General features: G+C 65.5%; 16 protein-coding genes. 11 read left to right on the forward strand and 5 right to left on the reverse strand.

Going from position 1 to position 15,244, the window contains the following annotated elements; all coding sequences use genetic code 11:
- The first annotated feature begins 23 nt into the window (after positions 1-23).
- Positions 24-428: a hypothetical protein gene (locus tag AB4Z51_RS10535; protein WP_085401748.1), complete on the forward strand. Its 405-nt coding sequence runs from the start codon at positions 24-26 to the stop codon at positions 426-428.
- 336 nt (positions 429-764) lie between these two features.
- On the opposite strand, the gene AB4Z51_RS10540 is transcribed toward AB4Z51_RS10535, so the two are convergent.
- Complete coding sequence (locus tag AB4Z51_RS10540; protein WP_166351901.1) at positions 765-1,106, reverse strand: hypothetical protein; 342 nt, start codon at positions 1,104-1,106, stop codon at positions 765-767.
- 305 nt (positions 1,107-1,411) lie between these two features.
- On the opposite strand from AB4Z51_RS10540, the gene AB4Z51_RS10545 reads away from it, so the two are divergent.
- The 10 genes from AB4Z51_RS10545 (at position 1,412) to AB4Z51_RS10590 (ending at position 10,200) form a co-directional block, all read left to right on the forward strand.
- Entirely contained in the window at positions 1,412-2,197 is a 786-nt protein-coding gene (locus tag AB4Z51_RS10545; protein WP_063984278.1) for an alpha/beta hydrolase, read from the forward strand.
- A gap of 94 nt (positions 2,198-2,291) precedes the next feature.
- Positions 2,292-3,158 (forward strand): MBL fold metallo-hydrolase, encoded by an 867-nt coding sequence (locus AB4Z51_RS10550; protein ID WP_441268477.1) that lies wholly within the window; start codon positions 2,292-2,294, stop codon positions 3,156-3,158.
- The gene (gene mdcA / locus AB4Z51_RS10555) at positions 3,155-4,801 is read left to right on the forward strand and encodes a malonate decarboxylase subunit alpha (RefSeq protein ID WP_441497384.1); all 1,647 of its coding nucleotides are present in this window, start codon (positions 3,155-3,157) and stop codon (positions 4,799-4,801) included. The genes AB4Z51_RS10550 and mdcA overlap by 4 nt, the downstream gene beginning before the upstream one ends.
- A 9-nt stretch (positions 4,802-4,810) precedes the next feature.
- Complete coding sequence (gene mdcC, locus AB4Z51_RS10560) at positions 4,811-5,128, forward strand: malonate decarboxylase acyl carrier protein (RefSeq protein ID WP_063984275.1); 318 nt, start codon at positions 4,811-4,813, stop codon at positions 5,126-5,128.
- Positions 5,125-6,063: a biotin-independent malonate decarboxylase subunit beta gene (locus AB4Z51_RS10565; protein ID WP_441268476.1), complete on the forward strand. Its 939-nt coding sequence runs from the start codon at positions 5,125-5,127 to the stop codon at positions 6,061-6,063. The genes mdcC and AB4Z51_RS10565 overlap by 4 nt, the downstream gene beginning before the upstream one ends.
- Positions 6,050-6,772 carry a biotin-independent malonate decarboxylase subunit gamma gene (mdcE, locus tag AB4Z51_RS10570; protein WP_063984273.1) on the forward strand — a complete coding sequence of 241 codons (723 nt, stop codon included), beginning with the start codon at positions 6,050-6,052 and terminating at the stop codon, positions 6,770-6,772. Before AB4Z51_RS10565 ends, mdcE begins: the two co-directional genes overlap by 14 nt.
- Positions 6,747-7,427: a malonate decarboxylase holo-[acyl-carrier-protein] synthase gene (gene mdcG / locus AB4Z51_RS10575; RefSeq protein WP_441497385.1), complete on the forward strand. Its 681-nt coding sequence runs from the start codon at positions 6,747-6,749 to the stop codon at positions 7,425-7,427. Before mdcE ends, mdcG begins: the two co-directional genes overlap by 26 nt.
- The gene (gene mdcB / locus AB4Z51_RS10580) at positions 7,424-8,305 is read left to right on the forward strand and encodes a triphosphoribosyl-dephospho-CoA synthase MdcB (RefSeq protein ID WP_441268474.1); all 882 of its coding nucleotides are present in this window, start codon (positions 7,424-7,426) and stop codon (positions 8,303-8,305) included. Before mdcG ends, mdcB begins: the two co-directional genes overlap by 4 nt.
- Positions 8,302-9,252, forward strand: a complete 951-nt coding sequence (locus AB4Z51_RS10585; RefSeq protein ID WP_208086004.1) for an AEC family transporter — start codon at positions 8,302-8,304, stop codon at positions 9,250-9,252. Before mdcB ends, AB4Z51_RS10585 begins: the two co-directional genes overlap by 4 nt.
- Positions 9,253-9,261: 9 nt before the next feature.
- Complete coding sequence (locus AB4Z51_RS10590) at positions 9,262-10,200, forward strand: acyltransferase domain-containing protein (RefSeq protein ID WP_441268473.1); 939 nt, start codon at positions 9,262-9,264, stop codon at positions 10,198-10,200.
- 195 nt (positions 10,201-10,395) lie between these two features.
- On the opposite strand, the gene AB4Z51_RS10595 is transcribed toward AB4Z51_RS10590, so the two are convergent.
- The 4 genes from AB4Z51_RS10595 to AB4Z51_RS10610 form a co-directional block, all read right to left on the reverse strand.
- On the reverse strand, positions 10,396-11,442 hold the full coding sequence (locus AB4Z51_RS10595) for a helix-turn-helix domain-containing protein (RefSeq protein WP_063986513.1): 1,047 nt from the start codon (positions 11,440-11,442) through the stop codon (positions 10,396-10,398).
- A 256-nt stretch (positions 11,443-11,698) separates the two neighbouring features.
- A complete protein-coding gene (locus tag AB4Z51_RS10600; protein WP_441268472.1) occupies positions 11,699-12,997 on the reverse strand; it encodes a biotin/lipoyl-binding protein in 1,299 nt (432 codons plus the stop codon).
- 10 nt (positions 12,998-13,007) lie between these two features.
- On the reverse strand, positions 13,008-13,211 hold the full coding sequence (locus AB4Z51_RS10605; protein ID WP_028155834.1) for a DUF1656 domain-containing protein: 204 nt from the start codon (positions 13,209-13,211) through the stop codon (positions 13,008-13,010).
- Entirely contained in the window at positions 13,208-15,109 is a 1,902-nt protein-coding gene (locus AB4Z51_RS10610; protein ID WP_441497386.1) for an FUSC family protein, read from the reverse strand. The genes AB4Z51_RS10605 and AB4Z51_RS10610 overlap by 4 nt, the downstream gene beginning before the upstream one ends.
- Positions 15,110-15,244 lie beyond the last annotated feature (135 nt).

Genomic DNA, 15,244 nt, shown 5'->3' on the forward strand with positions numbered 1-15,244 from the left:
GAGACCGTCCTGGATGTCAGGGATTGCTTGAGCCGCTGATCGAAGTCGTGCTGCCCGTTGCGGCAGGGCCTTGCACCGGGACGGACGGACTGATTCCGGCGCCGCCGAGCTCGGTGGCTCCGAGCGGTATCCCGACGCGTCCGACCGTCGATGCTGAAGGCAGCGGAGGCGCCGCCGTGATGCTGCCGTTGCAGGTGACGGATGAGCCCCCGGACAGTCCGCCGCCGTCGAACAAGGCTCCGGACGAGGCGGTATTGCCGGATCCGGCACAACCCGCCGTGCTTTGCGCCGGATTGAGCGGCGAAATGCCGGGTGTTGCGATCTCGGTCGATCCCAGCGGAACGCCGACGGGCCGCGTGGATTGCGGGTTGAGCGGCGACGTCGCCAGCATGCCGGTGGAAGGCTGCATTCCCGGCATGGTCGTTTGAGCGGACGTCGCAGCCGGGACGAGCCACAGCATGCCGGCCGTGAGTGCCACGGCGAGCGGTATCAGGGTGAACCGGCGCGAGCTGGATCTTCCCGAGCCGACGTCGTTCGATGGGTGCTGCTCTCGCATGAAAAATGCTCCGGCTGAATGCTGTCGAGCACTAGAGAGGTGCGGAACGGTGGGGTATTTCCAGAACGCACGTCCCGCTACCCGGCAGCACGACGACAACGGGCATTCGACGCATCGTAAGCGGGCATTCGTCTTCGTTCGGCCGCGTCGCCGAGTTGCCTCGCCGATGACAGCGCCGTTGGCCGGCTTTGGCTTCGGCTCGCTTTCGCTATTTCAGAATGGCCCGCACATGCGCGAGTTCCCGGCTGCATGTGCCTGTGTCGCCGTTTTGTTCGGCGGTACGTGCGCGGTCAAGCGAATCCAGCGCATCCGCGAAAACCGCTCCGCGGCCGCCTTCGGCCTCTGCAATCGAGCGAGGCGTCGGTTGATGACTGCGCAGCGCGCTGAGGCTCTCCCGCTGCCAGCCGTGGGCGCCCGCGTCTTTTTCTATGGCCTGATCCAGCTGGATCTGGGTTTTCGCGATGTCGTCCGCACAAGTGCCTGCACGCGCGGGCGAAGCTGCGCACAACAGGATGAGAAGCGCGATCTGGAGATTTGCTGTGGATGTCATGTGTCCGATCCCATGCATGGAGTTCAATCAGCATCAGATGCGACCTCTTGAATGCCAAAGCGGATCGTTCGTCTTTCGCGTATGAACGCCGGCCGTTCACAGTAATGAGAGGTCTGTACGCCTGACATATGCGCTGCGCTTTGAAGTGCGCGCCCTAGCTAGGCAGTGTCCCGAGGATGCACGAGCAGCCGTTGTCTCGATCGGCATGTCCCGACGTGCGAAGTGGCAAGGGCCGTTGTTTGCCGAAATACGCCGGCGAGTGTCGACACTACTGTCGCACCATTCCAACCTGGAGTGATCCCGACATGAAACACCTCAACGCTGGCCTCGCCTTCGCTGCCACTCTCTCCCTGTTCGCGACCGTCGCCCCGGCGCGCGCTGAACCCCCGAAGAACATCGTCCTGGTGCACGGCGCCTGGGTCGATGCGTCCGGCTGGAAGCCGGTCTACGAGATCCTGGTCAAGGAAGGCTTCCGCGTCAGCATGCTGCAGGAGCCCGAGACGTCGTTTGGCGATGATGTCACGGCGGCGAAGCGGCTGCTCGATCTCCAGAATGGCCCGACGCTTCTGGTCGGCCACAGCTATGGCGGCTCGATCATCACCGAGGCGGGTGTTCATCCCAACGTGGTCGGCCTGGTCTACGTCGCTGCGCATGCGCCCGACGTCGGAGAGGACGAAGCGGCGCTGGGCAAGAAGACGCCGAGCGTACTTGGAAAGACCGAAGGCGCCATCAAGGTCACGCCCGACAAATTCACCTATCTCGATCCCGTGCAATTCCCCAAGCTGTTCGCCCCCGATCTGCCGCGCGAGCAGGCGGAGTTCGAATCACGCTCCCAGGTTCTGGCCGCGACGCAGGTGTTCAGCACGCCGCTGACGGCGGCTGCGTGGAAGACCAAGCCGAGCTGGGGCATCGTTGCCGGCAACGACCAGATCATCAATCCGGATCTCGAGCGCTGGTATTACGAGCGCGCCAAGAGCCACACCACCGTGATCCCGGGTGCAAGCCACTCGGTCTACGAGTCGCATCCGAAGGAAGTGGCGGAGATCATCACCCGTGCCGCTCGCAGCATCGATCAACCGGCCACCCGCTGACGCGTTTTGCCGGTCCTGACGCACGGCCGGCAGAAGGAAGGACGGCGGGAGAGACAGCACTCCCGCCGGCCCGACTGCCCCTCCGGAGAATTCCATGAGCATGATCGAGACGACCGGCACGATCCTGGACTGGGACGTGACGACGGTGAAGCGGGCTGGACTGAGCCGCGATCTGCCGTCCGGCAATCCGGACCTGATGTGGGTCGCGAATTCGTCGACTTTGATCTACGGCGAGCGGGATGCCATCCTCGTCGACACGTTCCTCACCGCCGGGCAGTCGAAGACGTTGCTGGATTGGGTCGTGTCGCGGGAACGAAATCTGACCGCGATCTACGTCACGCATGGCCACGGTGATCATTTCTTCGGCCTCGCGCCGCTGCTCGATCGCTTTCCGCGGGCACGGGCCGTTGCCGTTCCCGAGGTTGTCGACGAGATGAAGACGCAGCTTTCGCCGGCATCGCTCGACGGTTTCTGGCGCAAGCGCTTTCCGGGCGAGATCGCACAGCGCCTGGTCGCTGCAGAGCCTCTCGAAGGCGAGCTCACGCTCGAGGGACACAAGCTCGTCGTCATCGACATGGGACGAACCGACACGGCGCGTTCCACCGCCCTTCATGTCCCGTCTCTCGATCTGATCGTCGCCGGCGACACCGTGTACAACGGCATTCATCCTTATCTCGCCGAAACCGACACGCAGAGCCGGCTGGAATGGATCGCCGCGCTCGATCGGCTCGAAGCGTTGAAGCCCCGCTTCGTGGTGGCCGGACACAAGAAGCCGGAGAACGATGACGATCCGCGCAGCATCGCGGAGACCCGGCAATATCTGCTCGATTTCAACCGCCTCGACCAGGCGACGATTTCTCCGCGCGAACTCTACGAGGCGATGCTCGCGCTTCATCCCGACCGTGCCAATCCGGGATCGCTCTGGAGCGGAGCCAACGCCGCAAAGGGGCCAAGGTCATGACGAGCTGGCAGAACAACCGCGCCGCGCGCGATGCCCGCATTGCGGCCGGTGCCGGCCTGGCCCACGGCAAGGTCGTGGAAGCATCCGACGCAACGCGCCTGCTGGAGGCCGTGATCCGGCCGGGCGACCGGGTTTGCCTCGAAGGCGACAACCAGAAGCAGGCGGATCTCTTGAGCCGCGCGCTGCTGGCGGTCGATCTGTCCAAGGTCAACGATCTGCACATGGTGCAGTCGGGCGTCGTTCTGCCCGAACATCTGGACCTGTTCGACCGCGGGGTCGCGAAGCGGCTCGACTATGCCTATTCCGGGCCGCAATCGGCGCGCATCGCGCGCATGCTGTTCGGCGGCAAGATCGAGCTGGGAGCAATTCACACCTATCTCGAACTGTTCGCGCGCTACTTCATCGATCTCACCCCGCACGTCGCCCTGATCGCCGCCGTCAGCGCCGACCGTGACGGCAACCTCTACACCGGCCCGAACACCGAGGACACGCCCACCGTGGTGGAGGCAACGGCGTTCAAGGACGGCGTCGTGATCGCCCAGGTCAACGAGATCGTCGAGACGGTTCCGCGGGTCGATATCCCGGCGGACCGCGTCCATTTCGTCGTCAAGTCCGACAAGCCGTTCTTCGTCGAGCCACTGTTCACGCGCGATCCGGCGGCGATCACCGAGGGGCAGATCCTGACCGCGATGCTCGCGATCAAGGGCATCTATGCGCCCTATGGCGTGCAGCGGATCAATCACGGGATCGGCTTCAGCACGGCCGCGATCGAGCTTCTGCTGCCGACGTTCGGCRAGAGGCTGGGCCTGAAGGGCAGGATCGCAACCCACTTCGCCCTGAATCCGCATCCCGCGCTCATTCCCGCGATCGAGTCCGGTTGGGTCCGGCAGATCCACTCCTTCGGCTCGGAGGTCGGCATGGACGAATACATCCGGGCCCGATCCGACGTCTATTTCACCGGCCCCGACGGCTCGCTGCGCTCCAACCGCGCGTTTTGCCAGACCGCCGGACTCTATGCCTGCGACATGTTCATCGGCTCCACACTGCAGATCGATCTCCAGGGAAATTCTTCGACCATCACCACCTCGCGCATCGCCGGGTTCGGCGGCGCGCCGAACATGGGCGCGGATGCGCGCGGGCGCAGGCATCCGAGCGAGCCCTGGCTGAAGGCCGGCGCGGAGGCCGATCCGGACAGCCCGGCGCCGTTGCGCCGGGGCCGCAAGCTGGTGGTGCAGATTGGCGAGACTTTCGGCGACAAGAACGTCCCGTTGTTCGTCGAGAAGCTCGATGCGATCGAGCTCGCCGAGAAGCTCAACCTCGAGCTCGCGCCGGTGATGATCTACGGCGACGACGTCACGCACATCGTCACCGAGGAGGGCGTGGCAAACCTCCTGTTGTGCCGTACGGCGCAAGAGCGCGAGCAGGCGATCCGCGGCGTCGCCGGATACACCGATGTCGGTCGCGGGCGGGATCGCAGCATGGTCGCGCAGCTGCGCGAGCGCGGCGTGATCCGGCGGCCGGAAGATATCGGCATCAATCCGCTCGATGCGGATCGCAACATGCTGGCGGCGCGCTCGATCAAGGATCTCGTGCGCTGGTCGGGCGGGCTCTACGCGCCGCCGTCGAAATTCAGGAACTGGTGAGGACAGGCCATGGAAGATCTCAGCTTTCATCATCCGGTTCGCGAGCGTGCGGGCGGTATCAGGCAGAGCGCGATCGTGGGCGTGGTCGCCTCGGGCAATCTGGAAGTCCTGGTCGAGCGCGTCCTGCCGGATGCGGAATGCGCGGTCGAGATCAAAACCGCGGCGATGGGCTTCGGCGAAGTCTGGAGCGCCGTCATTGGCGATTTCGTCGAGCGCTATTCGCCCGGCGGGCTGAAATTTTCCATCAATGACGGCGGCGCGCGGCCCGACACGGTCTCGCTTCGGCTGGCGCAGGCGGTGCGATTGATCGCGGGGAGCGAGCAATGACCGCGCCGCTCCCGCACATCGCCCCGGCCGAACGGGCCCGCAGCACGAGCTTCAACGAGGCATCGGCGCGGACGAGGCTTGATCTGCTGCTTGATGCCGGCAGCCTGGTCGAGTTCATCGGGCCGGAACAGCGCGAGGTCAGTCCGCATCTGGAGATATTCGGCCTTCCCGAGCAGTTCGATGACGGCATCGTCGTCGGCCATGGCCGGCTCGGCGGCGCGCCGGTCTTCGTCGCCGCGCAGGAAGGACGTTTCATGGGCGGCGCCTTCGGCGAGGTGCACGGCGCCAAACTGCTGGGTCTGCTCCGCGCAGCGCGCGAGATCGGATCGATCCCCGTTCTGATCCTGCTCGATACCGGCGGCGTCCGGCTGCAGGAGGCCAATGCCGGTGAGCTCGCCATCGCCGAGATCATGCGTGCGGTGATGGAGGCGCGCAGTGCTGGCGTGAAGGTCATCGGCCTGATCGGCGGGCGCTCCGGCTGCTACGGCGGCGGCGGTCTGATCGCAGGCTGTTGCTCCGCGCTCGCCGTGTCGGAGGCGGGACGGATCGCGGTTTCGGGCCCCGAGGTGATCGAGACCAATCGCGGCGTCGAGGAGTTCGACTCCCGTGACCGTGCCCTGGTCTGGCGCACCATGGGCGGCAAGCACCGGCGGCTGCTCGGTGCAGCCGACGTCTTCGCCGATGACACTGTGCAGGATTTTCGCGAGGCCGCACTCGAGCTGATCGGGTTGATCGGCCCCTTCGGCCTCGACCGGCTCAGGGCGGAGCAGGGGCGTCTGGCCGACAGGTTGCGCCGCTTCGGCGCTTGCCAGGACGCCGTCGATATCTGGACCGTGGAAGGTGTTGCGCATGCGGAAACGGTTCCGGAATTGCCGGCCGACCAGTTCATTGCGCTCGCTAGCAGGATCGGGAGGAGCAGCCGTGACGCTCGATGACATTCTCGCCTCGCTGTTTCCCGACGGCCATGAGGTCAGGAACGACAATGGCGTCATTGCCGGCGCGGCGACGCTGCGGTCCGGCGGCAGGATACTCGTGATTGGTGTTGCGGATCGGACTGCGCTCGGCGTCGACGAGGCGATCAGGCTTTCCGCGCATGTTCTGGAGTCGATCGACCGGGGGAGCGGACCGATCCTGGTGCTCGTCGACAGCGACAGCCAGCGCATGAGCAAGCGTGACGAGCTGCTTGGGCTCAACGAATTCCTCGCGCATCTGGCGAAAGTGCTGATCCACGCGGACATGCACGGCCGCCCGACCATCGGTCTTCTCTACGGCCACTCGGCGGCGGGGGCCCTGCTTGCGACGGGCCTTGCGACGCGCGTGCTGGTCGGATTGCCCGGCGCCTCTCCCGCGGTGATGGATCTGCCGTCGATGGCGAAGGTCACCAAATTGTCGATGACCGCTCTTGAGGAGAAAGCCAAATCGACGCCGGTTTTCGCGCCGGGGCTCTCCAATCTCGAGCAGATGGGTGCCGTTCATATGACATGGAGCGATGCCACCTCACTCGCAGACCAGCTGGAGGCGCTGCTCGCCGACATGCCGGCTGCGCGGGATCGAAGAGATGCGCTCGGTAAGGAGCGCGGTGGCCGGCCGAAGGCCGCCGATATCGCGGAGCGCGTTCGTGACCTTGCCCTGCAAACCCGCTGAACCGCCGGTCGGTCGCCACGACCTTGTCTTTGTCAGCCCGCAGGGTTGGCGCGCGATGATCGGGATGCGCGGCGATCTCGCAGCCGACCCGCTGGTTTCGCGTTGGTCCGAAATGGGATGGCCGACGATCAGGCGGCGCGCTCTGCCTAGCGAAGCGACCGGCCTTGCGCTCGGCCTGCCGTTGCCGCCCTCCGCCGGCAAGAAGCGGCTGTCGTTTCTCGCGGATATCAACCACGTCACCTCGGTCGCGAGGCCGCCCGCGCTGCGGCAGGTGCGCGCCTCGGCGCCGCGCAACTGGTGGCCGACGCTCGATCGGCTCGACGGGCTCGCGCTCCGTCATTCGGTGGATTTGCGCGTGTTCGGCAGCCTCGCATGGCAATCGCTGACCGGGCTCGATTACGTGACCGCTCGTTCCGACCTCGATGTCCTGTTCGCGTTCCCCCGCGAAACCGATCTGGATCGTCTCGCCGCCGAATTGGCTGCGATCGAGACCGATGCGCCGATGCGGCTCGATGGCGAATTGATGCGCGCGGATGGTGCAGCGGTGAACTGGCGCGAATTCCATGCCGGCACGGACCAGCTTCTGGTCAAGACCATCGGGTGCGTGGCCCTGCTCGACAGGGATCGATTCATTTCGGGAGCGATGGGATCATGATCACAGCGGCCGCGCGAAACATCGAACCGCTTGTTGCCAGCCGGGGGCAGACGCCGTCCGGTATCCGGGCCATCGGCGGCTTCGCTGCCGATTGCCTCGCCATGGAGCTGGAAACCTGGCCCAAGCCGGGGCTCGTGAGCCATGTCGACAATGGTAGTCACGTCGACATGGATGCCGGCACGTTTCGTCGCAGCGCCGCGGCCATCAGGCCTTACCTTCAAAGTCTTGCCGAAGCGGGCGCGCTTGGCTGCGGCATGGGAGTGCTGCGGGTCATCGGCCTGGAGGCCGAACGGGCGATGCTCGAGGCGACCGCGGGCGTTAATACGCATCGCGGCGCGATCTTCGGTCTTGGCCTGTTGTGCGCGGCGGCCGGTGCGAGGGCCGGCGGGCTGGTCGATCCGGCACTTCCGCTCGGCGACGTCGTGGCACGCCTCTGGGGCGCCAGCATACTCGACGGTCCGGTGTTGCTGCACAGCCATGGCAGCGCTGCTCGCCGCCGCTTTCGCGCAGGCGGAGCCCGTATCGAGGCGGCGAGCGGGTTTCCCAGCGTCTACCGGATCGGCTTGCCGGCCCTGCGGAGAACAATGCCTGCCACGCCCGAGGATGCGGAAGCGGCTCGGGTCGAAGCGTGCTTTGCCCTGATTGCGTCCGTGGAAGACACGAATCTGCTGCATCGTGGCGGGCTCGAGGGGCTTCGTTTTGCGCGTCGCGCGGCACGTCGTTTCATCGACGCCGGCGGCGTGCGCGCTCCCGGCTGGCGCGTCAGCGCGCGATGGATCCATGAAAGCTTCGTCGCCCGTCGTCTCAGTCCCGGTGGCTCGGCTGACCTGCTTGCGATGTCGCTCTTCGTCGATGCCCACGACGCGCCGGGGCCATGATGTCCAATGCAATCCTGATGGCGCTGGTGCCGGTGTTCTTTGTCTTGCTGCTTGGATACGCCGCCGGAAGGTTTCATGTCGTCGACAATCTCCATGTCGATGCTCTCAACGCACTCGTGATGGATTTCGCCGTGCCGGCGTCCCTGTTCGCCGCGACCGCCTCAGCGTCGCGCAGTGAGATGATCGAGCAGGTTCCGCTGTTTCTGGTGCTCGGCATAACGATGTCGTTGCTCTATGCCGCCTGGTATCTTGCCGCGCGCAGGTTGTTCAAGGTGTCGCGGCCCGATGCGTCGATTCAGGCACTCACGGTTGGCTTTCCAAATCTTGCCGGCGTCGGTCTTCCAATCCTGACATCCGTCGCGGGACAGGCGGGCGCCGTTCCGGTCGCCGTCGCATTGGCAACCGGTTCGGTCCTCATCAGCCCGGTGACCCTGATCATGGCGGAAATGGACGCCGCCAGGTCCCGTGGCGAGGAAATGGCGGCGCGGCAGATGCTGACGGCAGTGGGGCGTGCGATCACCAAGCCGGTCGTGCTCGCGCCCGTCTTCGGCATCCTGTTTTCCGTGTCGGATCTGAGCCTCGACGCGCTCGCTCATGCCTGCCTCGCCCTGATCGGGAGTTCGGCCGCCGGCGTCGCGCTGTTCCTGACCGGAGCCATCCTGTCGGCACAGTCGTTCCGCCTGAACTGGAAGATCGCGGCCGCAACCGTGGCCGCGGACGTGGTTCGGCCGCTCGCAGCCGTTGCAATCACTCACGTCTTTCCAATCGCTCCCGACACAGCGAGGACGGCCATTCTGCTCGCCGCGGTGCCTTCCGGCTTTTTCGGCATCCTGTTTGCGGTCAACTACCGGCTGGACTCGGCAGCGGTCGGATCGATGGTCATTTCGAGCACCGGATTCAGCGTCGCGACCATGGCGGTCGCGATCGCCGTGCTCTTTCCGCACTAGGCGGCAATCATGACACTTGCGATCCTGTGCTCGGGACAAGGCGGACAGCATCGGGACATGTTCGCCCTGACGGGCGTTGCGCCGGAAGCGACGCACCTGTTTGCACACGCGGCAACGTTGCTGGGCGGCTGGGATCCGCGCGATTTCGTGCGCAGCGAATCTGACGAGGCTCTGCATCGCAACCGGTCCGGCCAGATTCTATGCACGTTGCAGGCACTGGCCGCCGCTGCCGGGCTCAGGGACATCATTCCACATGGCGCTATCATCGCAGGCTACAGCGTCGGTGAGGTGGCGGCATGGGGCGTGGGAGATCTGTTCGAACCGGTCCTCACGCTCGACCTCGCAGTGCGCCGCGCGGAAGCGATGGACGCCGCCACCTGCGCCGGTGACGGGCTGATCTTTGTCCGCGGTCTTTCACATGACGATATTAAGCGCCTTTGCGAGCGCCACGGTGCGGCGATCGCCATCGTCAATCCAGGCGAYGCCTTCGTGATCGGCGGTGGCCGGGAGGCATTGAACGGGATTGCCGGAGAGGCGAGGGCGATGCGTGCCACAAGGATCGTCGATCTGCCGGTTCGGGTTGCCTCCCACACCGGACGGCTCGCCGAGGCGTCGGTCGTGTTTCGCGAAGTCTTGCGGTCGGCGCCGGTGGCGTTCCCGTCGGCCGCCGGTGCGCGCATCCTGAGCGGCATCGACGGCGGTTCGGTCGTCTCCGCCGAGACGGGCCACGACAAGCTCGCCGCGCAGATCTCGCAAACCGTGCAGTGGGGAAATTGCCTGCAAAGCTGTCTCGAAGCGGGTGCCACGGCATTTCTCGAATTTGGACCTGGACATGCACTGAGCCGGATGGTTGCGAGCATCGAGCCCGGCCTTCCGGTGCGGTCGCTGGACGATTTCAGGAGTCTTCAGGGCGTACGCAACTGGCTTGCGCGGCATCTCAGCGACTGAAATGGCAACAGCTTCGTTCTGGAATCGGACGGACGGTGCGCTCCGGATCGACGTGCGGCGAGGCAAAAAAAGGGGCCGTCCTTGTGGGGAGGACGGCCCAATGCTCGCATGCCTGGGAGGAGAAGGCTCGAGCCGTGACTTGGGGGTCTCAGTCACTAACACTGCCAGCATCGCCGATCCGGCGTGCAAAGTATTTCACGTCCCCACGCTGTTTCTCATTTCGCATGATTCACGAAGGTCCGCCGGCAGGACATGAGACACCGGCTCGCGTGACGGAACCGGGTCGCATTCGGCTAGCCTGGGTGACGCCAATGCGTTCCGGCTGGTGCATCGCCAACGTGCCGGCGTGTCGCCTGTCAGACGTTTGAAGACAGTCGAGAAATGCGCCTGCGTGCAGAAACCGACGGCCAGCGCCGCCTCGACCAGCGGCGTCTCGGTATTCGACAGGAGAGATTTTGCATGCTCGATGCGCTGTTGCAGGAGATACTCGCGCGGCCGGTATCCAGTCGCGGCGCGAAACTGCGCTGCGAAGTGCATCCGGGACAATCCCGCGACGCCGGCGAGGTCGGATAGGCTGATGGAGTGGTCGAAGCGCGCCCTGACATACTCCTCGACGCGTCGGAGCCGCCATTTCGGCAAGGCGTTGACTTTCGTACGCGGGGGCTCGCGCCGAGCGACGTGCATCACCAGCGTCTGGGCGATGCAGCACGCAAATTCGCGATCGGCCGAATGGCCTTGTTCGGTCAGCGCCTTCGCGAGTTGCTCGGCGAACGGGTCGCGCAACAGAAGGAGATCGTTCAGGCATTCGGGCGCGAGCGGCTCCGTTCCCTGCTGTGGAGATGGAAAGCAATTGGCCGAGATGTGGAAGTGCAGGAAATCGCACGGCGCAAGAAACTGCGCGCGGAGCGGCTTCGACGGCGCGCCGACATAGAGCGTGCCCGCCGGCATGGCGCCGTCGAAAATGGTCTGACTGCCTCTGGTCAGCTTGAGACGTGTGCTCTTCAGGGCGATCGAGAAGAAGTACCGGTCGGGAGGCGTCGTTGCATCCTCGCGCCTGACGGCCGTCTGCGCATAGGTAAAGCGCGAGATCGTGATGTCCTCGCGCGCGACGCCCGCGCGTTGCTCGGGCTGGCGCCATTTTCGTTCGTGGGGGAATGCCCGTGCCCCCTGAGAGAAATCCGGTTCGCGGGCGCCGGGTTGATGTGTCAATCGGGCGCCGGCCGCTTGCATATCGGTGAGCATCGTTCGTCCCGTCTTTTGGATTCCGCTGCCGCCGTGACGGCTGCTGAATGCCATTGGTTGACGCTCGAACGATATGTCTGATGCCGCCACAAGGCCCGTTAGCGTTGCTGAAATCGTGTTAGATTTTGCGAAAGCTGCAGGTGCGTCGGAACGTCGCGATACTCCGAATTAAGCAAGAAGAATCAAAGGCCTGCGCTGTGAGTTCCGATGTTGCGGCGCGATGCAGCTCTCTTCAGGTCGGGCGATCTGACCGGATTCAGGGAAGGCGTGGCGAGGCATCGATGCCGGGGGTGAGTCCGGGCGCGATCTTCTCCGCCGGCGGAATTGCGGGCACCCGCGCGTAGGGAAGCGCCGTCACCTCGGGAGGCTGCTGGGATGGGGATTGGAGGCAGTTGGGGCGCGGCGGATCTCCTGCGCCGAACACATCGAACATTGGGTCCACGAAGGTCGTGCGGAGCCGATGAGGCCAGGTCTGGCGATCGACCGCATCGGGCTGCCGGATCGTCACCGTGGCCGTCATGCCGGAGACCAACGGCACGCCCGGCGGCACCGTGTCGATGGCGACACGAACCGGTATGCGCTGTGCAAGCCGCACCCAGGTGTAGATCGGGTCCACGTTGGGCAGACCTTGCGTGCCCGCCGCGGCGTTTGACGGGCTGATGCCGCGGGTCACGGTTTTCACGTGTCCCAGGATCGGCTTGGAGTAACCGATGAGCTGTGCCTCGACGCGATCGCCGACGCAGACATGCGCCATCTTGGTTTCCTCGAAATAACCGTCGATCCAGAAGCTGTTGGAATCGATGATGGAGACGTTGGTGACGCCGGTCAGCGCATAGTCGCCGACGCGTAGCAGGAGATTGGTGACATAGCCGTCGACGGGGCTGAGCACATTGGTGCGCTTCAGGTTCAATTCCGCCTGTGCAAGCTGGTGAGCGGCCGCTGCGTAGGCGGCCTTCGCCTGCGAGGCGTTGCCGGCGAAGATCTGCTGCTCCTCTGGCGTCGTCGCGAGGTCGGACAGACGCCGGCGCCGGTCGGACTCGGCCTGCTTCACCTCCAGGTCCGCCGCCCGCTGGTCGACGAGGGCCTTGCCGATGCGGACGGCTACGTCGAAGTCGAAGGGATCGATGACGTAGAGCACGTCACCCTTGTGGACGAACTGGTTGTCGGCCACCCGCAGCTCCACGATTTTGCCCGCGATCTGCGGCGCGACATTGGCGACCTGCACGCGCACGCTGCCATTGCGCGTCCAGGGCGCGGTGACATAGTGCTGCCAGGTTGCAACCGATATCAGGATGGCGACCAGGGCGATGGCAAGAGTGGCGAAATGCTTGCCGACGCCGGCCATGAAACGCCCGGCGGCCTTGCGCAGCGACCGCGTCAATGGCGTCGCCTGCCGGGAAGCTTCGCCATCGTTCGCGGCGCGGTCGCTGGTCGCGCGCGCCGCGGCCTCCGTCGGGCTGGAACACGCGACGGCGTCGGCTGCGTCCGCCCGTGCTTCGGCTGAAGATTCGGGGCGGGGCGGAAAGGCCGCATCTCGAGGCAGAGCCGCGTCCATGACTTTCTCCCTAGCAAAACAGCGCGAGCAGGCCGAAGATCGACACGTAGAGGCAGAGCTCGGCCAGCGACGGGTTRCTGAAGATTCTTGTAAATCCAACGAAGCGCAGCACCGGGCGGAGCAGCAGGAATGCGAGCAGCGCCGTTGCCGCATAGGACACGATCGGGGCGATCAGCACGCCGCCCACGACGAGTTCACGATAAGTATTCGTCACGGATGCGTCCCCTGGCCGGAACCGGCGAAACTCTGCCTTGCTTCGAGGACGATGCTGGCCGGAACGAGCGCGGCGAGCACCGGATCGACGGCCAGGTTGCCTTGGGCAGCCGTCTGTCGAAGCGCCTCGGCGGCAGTCAGGATTGCGCCTCCATCTCGTAGGGTGAGCGCGGCTCGCGCGGCGCGCACCGCGTTGCCGAGTGAGGTCTCGGCCAGGCGGTCCAGTTCGGCATGGCACCGTCGCAGCACCACGGCCTCGTCGAAGCAGCGCAGCGCTTCCGCGACGACCCGAGGGGGAGGTGCCGTGGCGCCGTTCGTCGTCAGGATCTGCTCGATCCGGGCGGCATCGCGAAACGCGGCTTCCTCCGGCGCGAGGTGCCGGGCTCGCCCGGAATCGAGGCGGCTCAGCTCGCGATGGGCGTCGTCCAGCAGCAGCCGGATCCTCCGTTCGCCGGACAAGGACGGCAGCAGGAGTTGCGCCGCGAAGACCAGAACCGAGGAAAGCTGGGCAAACAGACACGTCACAAGGAATACGTCGGGGTCGTAGCTCTGCGGATTGCTCGGTGCGAGAATGACAAGCGTGAACACGAGGGAGAGCCGGCCGAGCGGCGGCATGATGCCGCTCGGCAGCGTGATCAGCAGCGCTGCGCCGATCACGAGAGGCGCAAGGCCGATCGCCAGCAGTTGAAACTCGGATACGCCGTTGAAGACGAGGTATTTCAGGATGCCGGCGAGCAGGCATGCGATCGGCATGGCAAAAACCGCCAGTGTCGTGAAGGCGCGCGGATCCGGAGCCGTCGCGCTCAGGCCGATGATGACTGCGGCAAGCGAGAGGCAGAGCGCGGTGGTCGGCCATCCCGCCATCACGAAGATGATTGCAATGAGGATGAAGTGGATCGCGGCCCTGACGCCGGCTTCCGCTGCAATGCGAGGCGAGCGGTAAAGCGGCGCGCGCCATTGCCGGAGTGGATGGTTTCCGGCCCGCAGTGCCTCGAGGCTGTCGCGCACGTCTGCATTCCTGCGGATGATCTGATCGCGCAGATGGGTCCGGCAGATCGCGATCAGGCCGGAGGCGTCGGGGTTTCGGTCGTCCCGGGACGTCGCGGATGCGGCCGGCAGCGCGGCAAGCGTACGGGAGAGCGCGAGCTCGCTCACGAGGCCCACCATCGCGGAGCGTGCGGCTGCGGTTCTGGCCGGGCCGCTGATCGACTCCGTGACGAGGCTCGCGATCTCCGGATGCAGGGCCGCGACATCGCGCAACATGTCCGCAGCAGCGGTCGCGGATGAAGCTTCACCGCGGACGGCGCGTTGCGCGAACTCCGTGACCCGGCGATGCAGTGTTTCGAGGCGGCTCGCCAGAACCGGATGATAGTCCGGCGCGGCGAGCACCTCGTTGACCAGAGCGACCGCGAGGACGCCGATGGCGATGGCGGCGCCCCGGGCGACGCCGGTCGGAAACACCTGCAACGGGCTGTCGATCTGCTGAATGGCAATCAGGGCAACGGTGATGCAGCTGAGAGCCGCCGCATAAGCGCGATTGCCGTCCAGCATCCCGGCAACGTAGACGCAGAGCCCGACCCAGATCCCCAACACTGCGGGCAGGAGCGCGCCGGTTTGGGAAAAGGTGCCGGCGATGGCGATCGATGCGATCACGCCGATGGCGGTTGCGAGCAGCCGGTAGCCTGCCTTTTCCATGCCCTGCGCGCGCGTGGGCAGCGCCAGGATTGCCACGGTGACGGCTGCCGACGAGGGGGATTCGAGTTCGAGCCAGAAGCTTACATAGAGTGCGAGGAGCATTGCCAGCAGGACGCGCAGCGCGAACGCCCAGGAACTCACCGGGAAGCCGGCGAAGACCCGCGGGCGGATGTCATCGGCAGCGCTGGTGGCGTCACCTGGCAATTATGCTCCCTCCATGCGCGGCAAAGCGTGCGGCCTGCCGGCGTCGCGAAATCAAAGGGGAGCATGAGCTGCGGGGGCCGGTATTTTCGGTCCATCAACCTGCTTTCGGGAACGCACGCCGGGAAGGCGCAGTTT

Origin of the sequence: Bradyrhizobium sp. 2TAF36 (assembly GCF_052114925.1) — a bacterium.
In the GTDB taxonomy this organism is placed as follows: domain Bacteria; phylum Pseudomonadota; class Alphaproteobacteria; order Rhizobiales; family Xanthobacteraceae; genus Bradyrhizobium; species Bradyrhizobium barranii.